The 12,131-nt window shown below is 33.2% G+C and carries 12 protein-coding genes; 6 read left to right on the forward strand and 6 right to left on the reverse strand.

Annotated elements, in window-relative coordinates:
- The first annotated feature begins 35 nt into the window (after positions 1-35).
- From D1869_RS03980 to D1869_RS04005, 6 genes are read left to right on the forward strand one after another with little or no spacing between them, the layout of a single operon-like run.
- Entirely contained in the window at positions 36-1,295 is a 1,260-nt protein-coding gene (locus D1869_RS03980; RefSeq protein ID WP_156014014.1) for a nucleotidyltransferase family protein, read from the forward strand.
- Positions 1,292-3,157, forward strand: coding sequence for a glycoside hydrolase family 15 protein (locus tag D1869_RS03985; RefSeq protein WP_156014015.1), 1,866 nt, complete (start codon positions 1,292-1,294; stop codon positions 3,155-3,157). Before D1869_RS03980 ends, D1869_RS03985 begins: the two co-directional genes overlap by 4 nt.
- The gene (locus D1869_RS03990) at positions 3,157-4,983 is read left to right on the forward strand and encodes an amylo-alpha-1,6-glucosidase (protein WP_156014016.1); all 1,827 of its coding nucleotides are present in this window, start codon (positions 3,157-3,159) and stop codon (positions 4,981-4,983) included. The genes D1869_RS03985 and D1869_RS03990 overlap by 1 nt, the downstream gene beginning before the upstream one ends.
- A gap of 51 nt (positions 4,984-5,034) precedes the next feature.
- Positions 5,035-5,856 (forward strand): CBS domain-containing protein, encoded by an 822-nt coding sequence (locus D1869_RS03995; RefSeq protein WP_156014017.1) that lies wholly within the window; start codon positions 5,035-5,037, stop codon positions 5,854-5,856.
- A 33-nt stretch (positions 5,857-5,889) separates the two neighbouring features.
- Positions 5,890-6,297: a DUF3211 domain-containing protein gene (locus D1869_RS04000; RefSeq protein ID WP_184651042.1), complete on the forward strand. Its 408-nt coding sequence runs from the start codon at positions 5,890-5,892 to the stop codon at positions 6,295-6,297.
- Between the two features lie 17 nt (positions 6,298-6,314).
- The gene (locus D1869_RS04005; protein ID WP_156014019.1) at positions 6,315-6,692 is read left to right on the forward strand and encodes a RidA family protein; all 378 of its coding nucleotides are present in this window, start codon (positions 6,315-6,317) and stop codon (positions 6,690-6,692) included.
- Here the strand turns inward: D1869_RS04005 and D1869_RS04010 are convergent.
- The 6 genes from D1869_RS04010 to purE all read right to left on the reverse strand — a co-directional run bounded on the left by D1869_RS04010 (position 6,689) and on the right by purE (position 12,112).
- Positions 6,689-6,877 carry a hypothetical protein gene (locus D1869_RS04010; protein ID WP_184651043.1) on the reverse strand — a complete coding sequence of 63 codons (189 nt, stop codon included), beginning with the start codon at positions 6,875-6,877 and terminating at the stop codon, positions 6,689-6,691. The genes D1869_RS04005 and D1869_RS04010 overlap by 4 nt on opposite strands.
- Positions 6,878-6,943: 66 nt before the next feature.
- Positions 6,944-8,929, reverse strand: a complete 1,986-nt coding sequence (locus D1869_RS04015; protein WP_156014020.1) for a protein kinase domain-containing protein — start codon at positions 8,927-8,929, stop codon at positions 6,944-6,946.
- 56 nt (positions 8,930-8,985) lie between these two features.
- Entirely contained in the window at positions 8,986-10,191 is a 1,206-nt protein-coding gene (locus D1869_RS04020) for a hypothetical protein (RefSeq protein ID WP_156014021.1), read from the reverse strand.
- A gap of 46 nt (positions 10,192-10,237) precedes the next feature.
- Complete coding sequence (locus D1869_RS04025; RefSeq protein WP_010978804.1) at positions 10,238-10,576, reverse strand: winged helix-turn-helix domain-containing protein; 339 nt, start codon at positions 10,574-10,576, stop codon at positions 10,238-10,240.
- Positions 10,573-11,667: a 5-(carboxyamino)imidazole ribonucleotide synthase gene (locus tag D1869_RS04030; RefSeq protein WP_156014022.1), complete on the reverse strand. Its 1,095-nt coding sequence runs from the start codon at positions 11,665-11,667 to the stop codon at positions 10,573-10,575. The genes D1869_RS04025 and D1869_RS04030 overlap by 4 nt, the downstream gene beginning before the upstream one ends.
- Positions 11,639-12,112, reverse strand: a complete 474-nt coding sequence (gene purE, locus D1869_RS04035) for a 5-(carboxyamino)imidazole ribonucleotide mutase (RefSeq protein ID WP_010978802.1) — start codon at positions 12,110-12,112, stop codon at positions 11,639-11,641. Before purE ends, D1869_RS04030 begins: the two co-directional genes overlap by 29 nt.
- Positions 12,113-12,131: the final 19 nt, after the last annotated feature.

Below are 12,131 nucleotides of genomic sequence, written 5' to 3' on the forward strand. Positions count from 1 at the left end.
ATTCTTTATAAGTAATGAATTATTAAATTTACATAATGGCATGGAAACTAGAAGATATAAAAGTTATAATCCCTATAGGCGGTGAAGCAACAAGATTGAGACCATTAACTGTAGAAACATCAAAAGCTGCGGTAAGGCTTTTGAATAGACCGTTAATAGAATACACTATTTTAGAATTAGCAAGACAAGGGATAAAGGAGTTTATTTTTGGAGTAAAAGGATATGTTAATTATAGGTCTTTATTTGATCTATATAAAGAAGGTATAGGATTTTCAGCAAGGTATCATATAAAGCCGAGAGTTCACTTCAAATATATTCCAAGAGCTGAGACTGTTGGAAATGCGCATGCTGTTAAAATTGCTGTAGAATATTATGATGTAAAGGAACCGTTTCTTGTAGTTCAAGGGGATAATCTCTTTAGACTTGATGTTAAGAAAGTTCTTGAGTATCATGAGGAAAAGAAGGCTTTTATGACTATAGTTTTAAAGAAAGTTGAGAATGTCGAAGAGTTTGGTGTAGCAGAGTTAGATAATGATATGAAAATAAAGAGGTTTGTTGAGAAACCAAAAAGAAAAGAAGAAGCACCTTCAGATTTGGCAAATACGGGAATTTACGTAATTAGCCCAGAGATACGTGATGTATTTAAGAGTGAAGAAGTAGAGGAAATGTTAAAATTAGGTAAGATGGATTTCGGCAAGGATATAATACCCTACCTTATTAAGAAGGGGTATCCAGTTTATGGATACATCACAGAGAATTTATGGTTTGATGTTGGTACACCAGATAGATATTTGGAAGCAATGCTAACATTACTAAAGACTCTCTCTGACGAGGATATGCAAGGGCTGAGGATTGATGCTAATAGAAGGATTTTCGTTCAAGGAACCAGTCCGGACTCAAGAAAGAGAAGGATAATCATAAAGAGAATGTACAGAAAAGGGGATTTAAAACTAGAGGGCGATATACTTATTGGAAGGCATTGTCAAATTGGTAGTGGGACTTATATTGAGGAATCTGCAATAGATAACTTTACAATAATAGGGAAAGGTGTTAAAATTGTGAGAAGTTCTATAATGGATAGAGTATATATAGGAGATAATGCGATAATTGAAAATTCTATAATTGGTAGACATGTTGAGATAAGATCCACTTCTTCAAAACCTACTAAGATAATTAATAGTGTCATTGCTGATGATGCTGTAATAGGAGAGGGCAGTGAAATTACTAATTCAAAAATCTATCCTCATAAACTTATAAATTCTGAGAGTAAGATATACGATACGATATTAACATGAGATATCTCAATATAGGAAATGGCAGAATATTAGTCAATATTGATGAATTTGGCAGATTAACAGATCTTTATTTTCCATATGTTGGAATGGAAAATCAAAGTGCCGGTAAACCGATTAGATATTATTTCTTTGATGGAAAAAACATATATGAGGATACTAAGTGGAAAGTTACCGTAAACTATATGCAAGACGTAAATATAGCCGAGATAAGAGCTGATATAAATGAGACTATTTCTTTAGTGTTTTATGATTTTACAGATCTTCATGATCCGCTTTATTACAGAATCATTAAGATTTTGAATAAAGGGAATGAAGAAATAAAGGGGAAACTCATATTTCTTATAGATCTAGATTTATATTCAAGTTCGTTTGGTGATACTGCATTTTTTGATCCTCAAACTTCTTCAATAATACACTATAAATCTAAAAGATATGTAGGTGCGAAGCTTTTTGGAATAATGAAGGAACTAAGTGAGTACACGATAGGAAAAGACGAGGTTTATTATGATGTACAGGATGGAAGACTTAGTATGAAACCAATTGATAATGGAAATGTACAATTCGCAATGGCTGTAGATTTAGATTTGCTTCCAAAAGGTACAGATAAAGCTTACTTCGTCTTAGCCTTTGAAAGGAAATTATCTGATTTGAGAAAACTTCTTTCAAGGATTTCTCCTACATCGGTTGAGACAACTTTTACAAGCAATTATATGTTTTGGCAAAATTGGATAAGGAGGGCTAAGAAGATTGATGATAAGAAAGTAGAAAAATTGTATAAGATAAGTTTACTCGTTATAAAAAATCATATGGATTTCAATGGTTCGATTATAGCTTCTTCTGACTATAGTTTTGTTGGACTATATGGCGACTCATATAATTATTGTTGGCCTAGAGATAGTGCAATTTCAGCTCACGCATTAGATATTTCAGGTTACGGTGATATTGCAATGAAGCATTATCAATTTATTTCAGAAGTCGTCACAGAAGAGGGTTTTTTGTATCATAAATACAATCCAGATAAGACGTTAGCTAGCTCATGGCATCCATGGATTTTTAGAGGTAAGCAAATTTATCCAATTCAAGAAGATGAAACAGCATTACAAGTATGGGCTATTGCCAATCACTATCAAATATACAAAGACATTGATGAACTTATAGATATTTTTAGAAATTTTTTAAGACCAGCGATAAGGTTCCTCATGAGATATGTAGAAGATGGCTTACCCAAACCGAGTTTTGATTTATGGGAAGAAAGATATGGAATTCACATTTATACAGTATCAACTGTTTATGGAGCTCTAGTCTCGGCTTCTGAATTAGTAAGGGATATTGGAGATGAAGTGTTAGCATCTGACATGTTAGATGTTGCTGAATATATGAAGGAAGAAGCGTTAAGAAGAATGGTGCATAATGGTAGATTTATAAGAAGAATTGATGAGAACGGAAACAAAGATCTTGTTATAGATGCTAGTATGTATTCTCCTTACTTTTTCGGAATGGTTGACGTAAGGGATCCTATTATGATTAACACAATAAGAGCTATTGAAAATTCAATAAAGGTAAGTGGCGGTATCGCAAGGTACGAGAATGATATGTACAAAAGAGTAAAGAGTCAGCCTAATCCCTGGATAATTACTACATTATGGTTAGCTGAGTATTATTTAGACCTAGGACAAAGAGAAAAAGCATTAGAGTACATTAATTGGGTTATGAGCAGAGCTTTACCTAGTGGATTATTACCAGAACAAGTTGATCCAGAAAATTTTACATCTACTTCTGTCGTTCCTCTAGTGTGGTCGCATGCAGAATTTATAATTGCAGTAGATAAGTTAATATCCAGACAAGTAGAAATGAATACCTAATGATTGATCCCGAGGAATGCGAGTACCACGAATGGATACTGCCTTTTAAAACTGGAGGGTATGCATCATCTACAATTTGCGGGATAAATAGTAGAACTTATCATGGATTTCTAATAGTTCCATTAAATCAGCCTCACAAGAGATATTTAGTTCTTTCGAAATTTGAGGACTTTGTAACAATTGATAATGAGGAATATCCGATAAATACTAATAGATACTTTGACGTATATTACCCAGAAGGATATAAGTATTTGGAAAACTTTAAGTGGGAGAAAAATTATGTTAAATGGGTTTATGAATATGGTAAAGTTACCCTTGAAAAGGTTCTAGTAGCTCATGAGTATGAGAATGCTGTTACAATAAAATATAAAGCTGATAAAGGAGAATTAAAGATTTGCCCATTAATAACATTTAGAAGTCATCATTTAGTCACGGAAAAAGGAATGTACTTTGATTCAGTTATAGAGGGAAACAAAATAGAGATATTAAAGGATAATATGCCAATATTACATTTTTACATAGAATCAACTAAGACTAGAATAGAACTAACAGGGTATTGGTACTATAATTTCTTTTATAGACTTGATTATGAAAGAGGTTCTAACTACAAGGAAGATTTATTTAATCCTTTCTGTATTTATACTGGTAATGAAGCTACGATTACCGTGTATTATGATAAATCTACAAATGTAAATATTGAAAATTCCCCAGGTGATTTATTGAGACTCTTATCAATATCATCAACGGACTTTGTAGTAAAGGGAAAGACTGGATGGAGTATAATTGCTGGCTATCATTGGTTTGACGAATGGGGTAGAGATACTTTCATTTCAATGGAGGGTTTACTTTTACTTAACAGACTATTTAATCAAGCTAAAGATATTATTTTACGTTATTTAGACTATGAGAATAAGGGACTTTTACCTAATCATATTACGGCTAATGGAGAACCTATTTACGTTGGTGTTGACGTAAGCTTATGGGCTATAAATTCCATCTATTCATATTATCTATATAGTAAAGATAAGGAATTTATTAGAAAAATATATCCCAAATTACAAGATATTGTTGAAAATTACGCAAAAGGGAATGGAGTAGTATACATTAAAGAGGGTTTGCTATTTCATCGCGGAGCACCGAGAACCTGGATGGATGCATCTTATGATAGTCATGTTGTCACTCCTAGAGAAGGTGCAGCTGTTGAAATAAACGCTTTATGGTATAATGCATTAATGATTATGGATTTCTTCGCTAACATTGTAGATGATAAGAATAGTATGTATAAAGAGCTAGCTGAGAAGACAAAGGCTAGCTTCAATGAAAAATTCATCTCTAGTTGGGGTGCGTATGATTATTTAGATCCATATTTAATTCCAGATAAATCAATAAGACCTAATCAGCTATTTGCCTTATCTTTGCCATTCAATATAATGACTGAGGACATAGGAAAAATTATGTTAATAACTATAGAGAATGAGCTATTGAGACCTTTTGGGTTAAGTACCTTATCCAGAAGAGATCCCAAATATAAGCCCACATATAGAGGAGATAGGAAGAGCCGGGATGAGGCCTATCATAATGGCCCTATATGGCCTTGGTTAATTGGTGCATACGTAGATGCCAAATTAAAAGTTGAAAGTGACGTAATTAAGAATAAGCTCATTTTAGATGTAATTAAACCTCTGTTAGAGTATGCAAAAAAGAACAGAGGATTCATTCCAGAATTATATGAGGATGTTCCTCCATATTTACCAGCTGGATGCATAGCACAAGCATGGAGTGTTGCTGAAGTATATAGAGCAATAAATAAGCTTCTCTCTCTTTAAAGAATAAGCATTTCTAAAGATTTATATTGTTTAAACTACACTTTAGAAATGATGCTAGTAAAAACCCTCATGATTACAAATCCCCCTACAGTTTCTGTTAGTAGTAAATTATTAGAAGCATTTAAGAAAGTTAATGAAAAAGGAATAGGAAGAGTTATTGTTGAGGATAATGAAATTAGGGGTATAATTTCAACTAGGGATTTACTAAACTATGTGGTAGAAAGATGCGAAAAAGGGTGTGATAGAGGAGATATTTTTGCTTTGGTTGATAAGGATGTTAAATATGTCATGACACCTAATCCAGTATATGTTTATGAAAATGACGATGTATTAGACGCTCTAACACTTATGGTTGCAAGGAATTTTGGATCTTTACCTGTAGTAAACGAAATGAAAAAAGTAACTGGAATAGTTACAGAAAGGGAAATGCTTTTAATTTTCCAGGATTTGGATCAGCTTTTTTCAGTAAAGAAATTTATGACTAAAAGAGTAACGAGTGTATACGAGGATGTTTCCGTATTTGATGCAACTAAGTTAATGATTAAAAGAGGATTTAGAAGATTGCCAGTAATTAACGAGAGTGGTGAAGTTGTTGGAATAATAACTGCTGCAGATTCACTAAAACTACTAACAAAAACTATATTGAAGAATGAACCAGAAATGTTCTTTAATAAAAAAGTTAAAGAAGTAGCTACAAATGAGATATATAGTATTGATCCAGAAAAATCTATTAACGAGGCAGCAGCTACTATGCTTATGAAAAAGATTGGTTCATTACTAATCCTAGATTCAAAAAACAGACCACTTGGAATTATTACTGAGAGAGATTTAATTATTGCTTTACATTATCAGCTTCATTTAAAAACAAGTTAACTATATATTCTATCATATTTAAAATTATAAATGATGAGAGTAGAAAAAGAAATTAAAACAAATCAAGATATAGACGTGGTCATGACTATATTTTCTGATCCGACTTTTACTATCCCACAAATTTTCCCGGGAGTTTCTTCAGTCAGATGTGCTGAACCAGAAATCTTTGAAGCAGAGGGAAAATTCCTAGCATTTTCATATAAGGTAAAAGGAAGAGTTTATAAAGGTGTTGATGAGGTTAGAATAATTTATGATAGTGATAGAGGGAATGGTATTCTTTATATAAGAAAGAAAGATAACAATATATTACAGATAATTTTAGAACATGATAATAACCTTACAGCATTTTTAGGAAAGCGTTATGTTTCCTCAAACTTAGACAGATTAGCTGAGAATATAGATGAAATTATCAGATTAGAGAGGATTAAACGTAAAATTTAGTTTTACTAATTTCTCATATGGAGACTGTATTTACAGAGAAAGCCCCAAAACCTGTTGGACCCTATTCTCAAGCTATTAAGGTAGGAAATGCACTCTATGTATCCGGTCAAATACCTATAGATCCTAAAACTAACGAAGTTGTAAAAGGAGACATAAAAGTACAGACAAAACAAGTACTTGATAATATTAAAGAAATTGTTAAAGCTGCGGGCTTCTCATTATCAGACGTGGTTATGGCTTTTGTATTTTTGAAAGATATGAACATGTTTAATGATTTTAATTCTGTTTATGCTGAATATTTTAAAGATAAGCCTCCAGCAAGAGTTACAGTAGAAGTTTCAAGGTTACCAAAAGACGTTTTAATAGAAATTGCGGTTATATGCTCGAAAGGTTAAGAAAAAATCTTTTTTAATAGTTTTTCTGTATGGGGACATTCATGTGGATCTTTATGACTACCGTGCTCAATGCAAGCCGCCGAAATTGGTATTCCTTCAAATAACAAGATCGCTGCATCTTCGTCTTCAACTATCTTGTAAAACGCCCCATCAAAACTTATTCTAAATTGCTGTATCTCTGCCATATTTTCACCCTCACTCTCTGTTATTTATTTAATAAAATAGAAGATCTTCTCTTATAAACTTTTCCCTTATATTTTTATCTCCTCTTTATCAGAAATAGGTAAGTTATAATTGTATTTGTTAATCATTCTCAGTTCCCTACTCAGCTCCTCTAAAGTTATTTCTCCCCTAAGACCTCTCTCTATAAGATCCCTAAACTCCTCCGGTATCTGGTCAAGCCTCGGTTCTGCTAAATAGAAGTCTTTTAATGCTATTTCTCTCTTAGATGGATCAGTAACTGCCTCTTCTAATTCTCTCTCTAACCATTCCGAGAAGGGAAAGTTATTTGTTAGCGATACATAAAGTGATACTGTGAAAGAGTAAACGTCGAAGTTATATTCCGCTCTCCCTCCAAATCTTTGCAGGGGATGTGCATAGTAAGGAGTATAATGAATGACCGGAACACCAACTTTAACAGCTGATCCTAAATCAGAGAGTTTTGGAACTACTTCTTCATTAAGTAAAGCTTCTAATGCTTCTTCCCCATATTTAGGTAACTTTCTGTTAAATAATATATTAGACGGTTTAATGTCACAGTGTACATAACCGTTTTTATGAATGTGAATTATTGCATCAGCTAATTTACTATATATTACTGAAACAATTTGAGGCCATTTACTTGAATGACGTAATGTCGAATATTCTTGATTAACAAGAATCTCTCTTAAATCACCACCCTCCATATACTCCATTACTACCGCAGGAGGTGAAGAATAGTAGTCCGAGAAGTTTTCATCTACAAAACTAGCCATGATTTTGACCAAATATTTTGATCCCTTAGAAATCTCTTGCATCTTTGCTATTTCGTAAAGTAATTCATCATATCTAAACTCTTTTTTAATAACTTTCATAGCGAATTTTTTCATGTTCTTCTCTACTAATAATACGAACCCCATTCCACCAGTTCCTATAACCTTTTCCACCTTATACCCATAAAGCACATAACCAACCCATGAATTCGGATCAAAATCTTCAGTTGGTGTATACAATTCATAAGGTTTAACTTTATTACATGCCTCTACTACTCCCTCCCTACATGCAAACAAGAACTCTTTTTGTGCATTAGATGGTGCATTTAGTTTCTCTAAAGCCAAACCCTTAAGATATGCACTCTGAGCGTTTCTCCTTATTTTTTCTGCTTCTTCAATTAGGTCAAGTGCTTTCTTATGCTCACCGGCTAAAATGTAAGCATGAGCTAATGTTAACATATTGCTAAAATCTCTCCTTCTCTTTAATGCCTCTTCAAAATACTTTACAGCCTCCTTATAGTTCTTTTTGCCCAAGAAGTACCAGCCAAGTTTTAGTGCTGGTGCATCATATGTTGGGAGAACTGATAAGGCTTCAAACAATAATTTTACATTCCCTTGAATTTCGAATTCGTCAATCAGTTTGTTAGCCTTATCCCTTAATTTTTTCTCTAATTCTCTATATTTTATCTCAGAAAAGAATGAATAAATTTTTAGTGCCTCAAGTTCTTCACCAATTTTTTCGAAACATTCAGCTACAGCTAAAGATTCTTCGGGATATCTTTGGTCTAGCTGTTTGTAATGGCTAATTGCTTCTTCACATTTACCTAGTCTCGCAAGACTTATAATCGCCCTTCTCTTTACTTCCTCATTATCATGATAATTCTTTAACATATACTGGATTAAATCATAACTTATATCCATTAAATCCATCAAAGACCTAATATCGTTCTTTAAAACCGGGATTCCTTGAACTAGTAAATACTCCCCATTGACAATCTCTTTATTTATTTTATCAAAGTGTATTACAAGAAAGTCTCTTGCATCAAAGAGATATCCGTCTAATACTTTACCTACTAATACAGCATCTTTTAAACCAGATAGTTTTTTGCTATCATAAACTAGAGTAGAAGTTGTTTTTATTTTTCCATTATCGTACTTTACTACACACCCTATGTTATCCTTAAGTTTAAGCTTCATCTCGACCTCTTTAATAACACCATCAAGATATAGGTAAGTCTTATCATCTTTTGTGAACACAAAGTACATAATTAAATGCTTATGTATTACCTTATTTAATCATCCAGTCAATAATACTATTTAAATTACTTAGTCAAAGAGATGTCGATATTATTAATCCCAAGCTTTTTAAACTTATTAATAATCCACTCAACAAACTCTTCTCTTCTCTCCATAGCAAACTCAAAAGCTAAGTCTTTATAGTTTATATTAGCAATACTCCCAGATAGTAGTTCATCAACTATAGGAGAAAGTTTTTCCGATGAAAAGCCCGTATCATCAATTACTAAAATATTCTCGCTACTTAATTCGCTAACAACTTGCTCATCTATCTTAGTCCTACTTATAACAACACCTTTATCTGGATTATATATGGACTTATAAAGATCGATTATCTTATATTCCTTTATCCTTTTACCTTTGTCTTGAGCAAATTCTGGCATATTATCCTTAAGTGTAGCCCCTAATACTTCTGCTAATCCCTCATATAATCCTTTAATCCACCTAGCTCTCCACTCATTTCCAGACAAAGGTTTATATCCTTTTAAATATCTCCACCTCTTCCACCAATCATCTAACTCCTTAAACTCAATAATGTAATTTGGTCTCCTTATAGGAATATTTCCCGATAAATCAACAATATCCATATAAAAACCTTTATAAATTAACATATCTGGTCTTAGCGTAGAATACAATTTCCATACTTTTTGCAAATCATTACCATCTTCCCAAGCAATAGGGCGTGGAGCCTCAATAAAGAAGCTGTAACTCCTCCCAAAAATATCACTTACAACTGCATTAGGAGGAATTGTACCGCTTTTCTGTTTACCAGTCCTATCAAAGCTAAGATAGCCATGCTCTGGATAAGAAAGTTTAAAATCTTTTTCCGCTAAGCCGAGGAGAATAGAAGAAAAACCCCATATTTGATAAATACTCCTCATATTAGAACCAAAAGAACTATTAACAGCTTGTCTACCTTTAGTAAAAAACTCCTCTGCAGTTATTCTTCCCCTAACTAGATCGTGGAAGTATAAGAAAAGTTTCTTTACTAAATGCTTTTTAGGATTTTCAACAAAACTCTTCATCTCTCTGCTAAACAGCCAACCCTTAATGCTAAGTTTTTCTTTCAGTTCCTCTAGGACTACGTATAGGTTACTAATCCAATCATAAGCTTCTTTAATTTTACTTCCTATAATATAGTCAACAAATTCTTCCTTTAATTTCTCTACTTCTTCTGGTATGTTAGTTCCAGTCTTGTCTATTCCCTCAACTTCTTTTAACTTTTCTAACACAAAAAATATGTGAGATTAAAAGCTTATAAGGTAATACCGTTATTCATTATTTCTTTAAAATCTCCTCTATTTTTTTGTTATACTTCTCAAGAACCTCATTTATTTCCTTCTCAGCCTCTTCATAAACCTTTATCAATTCAGTTACTTTTTCTGACACGATTGTTCCTCCAGCGCCTTTCCCTCCTTTATGCATCTCTATTCCTCCTAAAATGTCATTAACTTTTCTAACATACTCCCAAGCAAATTTATAGGAAACATGCATCTTTTTTGCTGCGGTAGATATTGATCCCGTTTCTATGATGTTCTTCATTAGAGAAATTCCACCTTTACCAATAACAGGTTTTCCGTCATCAGTTTCTAACCATATTTTAAACTTAAACTTCATAAATCTAAACCTTGAGGATAAATTAGTTTCATAATAATATCAATTTTTTGCTTAACATCTTCTAAGTTACTTCCAACGACATTGACATGTCCCAACTTTCTCCTCTTTCTAACTTCTTTCTTCCCATACCAATACACTTTACCATATTTAAGAACTTCAAGAGGAACATTATCTGTACCTAAAATATTCACCATACCACCATATGAGAGTAGATCTGTAGAACCTATTTCCAGGCCAGTTATTGCTCGTAAATGTTGTTCAAACTGAGAAACAAATGCTGCATCTAGAGTATAGTGACCAGTATTATGCACCCTTGGAGCAAACTCATTTATTAGAATTTCTCCATCCCTTACAAAAAACTCAATACCAATTGTACCTACATAGTCTAAAGAATCCATTAACCTCTTTGCAATCTCAGCAAATCTACTATCGTTAAGGGGACCGTAGTTGTATACCAGGATTCCTTTTTCGTTATAGTTAAATGTTGGCGGATATGCCTTAAAATTTCCATTTCGATCTCTAACAGCAATTATAGAAGCTTCATAATTAAAATTAACAAATTCTTCAACTACAAATTTACACTTCATATCCTTAATGAATCCGTATTTTTCTACATCTCCCTTTATAAAATACTGTCCTTTACCGTCATATCCTCCCCTACTCTGTTTCAAAACACCAACGTTATTAAACTCGTCCTTAAGAATTCTTAATGCCTCTTCTCCGTCGTTAGCAACGTAAAATCTAGGAGTTGGCAAATTATGTTCCTTATAATATGTTTTTTCCTTCCATCTTTCCCTTTTTAATTCAACAGTATTTAACCTGGGCAAAAGTATCCCTTGATCTTCGGCATACTGTAATGCCTCTTCTTTGACATGTTCGAACTCAAAAGTTACTACGTCAACTTCATCTATCATTTTCTTATAGTCATCTGGCGTAAAACATTTATCCGCAATTTTACATGCAGGAGCTTCTGGTTCGTCCATTACGTAAAAAGCGAAGGGATACTTTCTCCCTTCTAAAATCATCATCCAGCCTAATTGTCCTCCTCCTAAAATTCCGATTTTAATCGAGTTTTGTGTTAAGGACTTCATTTTTCACATCCTCCATAAACTTTTTAACTTTTTCAGCTATGTCTGGGTATTTTAGTCCTAAAATTCTTAATGCCAAAAGTGCAGCATTTTTAGCCCCACCAATAGCAACTGTGGCGACTGGTACACCATAAGGCATTTGAACAATAGAGAGGAGAGAATCTAAGCCATTCAAATTCTTTGAAGGAATCGGAACACCAATTACTGGCAAATGAGTTAATGATGCTGTCATACCCGGTAAATGAGCCGCACCACCTGCACCAGCTATAATAACTTCTATTCCCTTCTCTGATGCGGTTTTAGCAAATTCCATCATAAATTCTGGTGTTCTGTGGGCTGAAACTACTCTAGCCTCAACTTCAACACCAAATTGTTTTAAAAGTTCTACTGCTTCTTTCATATATTCCCAGTCTGATTTACTACCCATAATAACAGCTACTTTAGGCATATGAGAATAAGAGAGAAGA

It is taken from the genome of Sulfurisphaera ohwakuensis, from assembly GCF_009729055.1.
GTDB lineage: Archaea > Thermoproteota > Thermoprotei_A > Sulfolobales > Sulfolobaceae > Sulfurisphaera > Sulfurisphaera ohwakuensis.

Coding starts and splice junctions, on each gene's coding strand:
- D1869_RS04000 (WP_184651042.1), top strand. CDS start 5,890: ATGAGAGTAGAAAAAGAAATTAAAACAAATCAAGATATAGACGTGGTC.
- D1869_RS04030 (WP_156014022.1), bottom strand. CDS start 11,667: ATGAAGTCCTTAACACAAAACTCGATTAAAATCGGAATTTTAGGAGGA.
- D1869_RS03985 (WP_156014015.1), top strand. CDS start 1,292: ATGAGATATCTCAATATAGGAAATGGCAGAATATTAGTCAATATTGAT.
- D1869_RS04015 (WP_156014020.1), bottom strand. CDS start 8,929: ATGTACTTTGTGTTCACAAAAGATGATAAGACTTACCTATATCTTGAT.
- D1869_RS04025 (WP_010978804.1), bottom strand. CDS start 10,576: ATGAAGTTTAAGTTTAAAATATGGTTAGAAACTGATGACGGAAAACCT.
- purE (WP_010978802.1), bottom strand. CDS start 12,112: ATGCCTAAAGTAGCTGTTATTATGGGTAGTAAATCAGACTGGGAATAT.
- D1869_RS03990 (WP_156014016.1), top strand. CDS start 3,157: ATGATTGATCCCGAGGAATGCGAGTACCACGAATGGATACTGCCTTTT.
- D1869_RS04010 (WP_184651043.1), bottom strand. CDS start 6,877: ATGGCAGAGATACAGCAATTTAGAATAAGTTTTGATGGGGCGTTTTAC.
- D1869_RS03995 (WP_156014017.1), top strand. CDS start 5,035: ATGCTAGTAAAAACCCTCATGATTACAAATCCCCCTACAGTTTCTGTT.
- D1869_RS03980 (WP_156014014.1), top strand. CDS start 36: ATGGCATGGAAACTAGAAGATATAAAAGTTATAATCCCTATAGGCGGT.
- D1869_RS04005 (WP_156014019.1), top strand. CDS start 6,315: ATGGAGACTGTATTTACAGAGAAAGCCCCAAAACCTGTTGGACCCTAT.